This window comes from Micromonospora maritima (assembly GCF_902825405.1).
GTDB lineage: Bacteria > Actinomycetota > Actinomycetes > Mycobacteriales > Micromonosporaceae > Micromonospora > Micromonospora maritima.
Map to the genome: position 1 here is coordinate 1 of NZ_CADEAU010000946.1, position 782 is coordinate 782.

A 782-nucleotide genomic window follows, 5' to 3' on the forward strand; every position below is an offset into this window, starting at 1 on the left:
CGGCCGGGTCGACGCCGGCGGCGACCAGGGTGGCGACGGCCAGCAGCGCGTTGGCCACGTTGTGCCGGCCGGGCAGCGCCACGGCGGTGGGCAGGGTCAGCCCGTCCGGGCCGTGCAGCGTGAAGCGCTGGGCGTAGCCCTCGCCGTCGATCCCGTCGGCCCACCAGGTGGCGGTCGGGTCGCCGGCCGCCGAGTACGTCACGGTCTCCGGCCGGTACAGCGGGCGCAGCGCCGGGTCGTCGTGGTTGAGCACCTCGACCCGGCAGCGCCCGTCGAAGAGCCGGGCCTTGGCGGCGAAGTAGTCCGCCTCGTCGGCGTGGAAGTCCAGGTGGTCGGAGCCGAAGTTGGTGTACCCGCCGACGTCGAACCGCACCCCGCCGACCCGCCCCATGGCGAGCGCGTGGCTGGACACCTCCATCACCACCGCGTCCACCCCCCGCTCGCGGGCCACCGCGAGCATGGCGTGCAGGTCGGTGGCCTCCGGGGTGGTCCGCACGCTGTCCACCACCAGGTCGCCGAGGCGGGTCTCCACGGTGCCGATCAGGCCGGTGGTGTGTCCGGCCGCGCGCAGACCGGACTCGATCAGGTAGCTGGTGGAGGTCTTGCCGGCGGTGCCGGTCACCCCGATCACGGTCAGCCCGGCGGTCGGGTCGCCGTAGACCGTGGCGGCGACCTCGCCCAGCGCGGCCCGGGGGTCGTCCACGACCAGCACGGGCAGTCCGGCGTCGGCGGCCAGCGCCACCCCGGCCGGGTCGGTCAGCACGGCCACCGCGCCGGCCCCG

At 76.1% G+C, this 782-nt stretch carries 1 protein-coding gene; it reads right to left on the reverse strand.

Annotated features, from left to right (window positions below; genetic code table 11):
- Window positions 1–782, reverse strand: a 782-nt coding sequence (locus tag HUW36_RS33730) for a Mur ligase family protein (RefSeq protein ID WP_246248461.1), incomplete at both ends; no start/stop codon positions are given.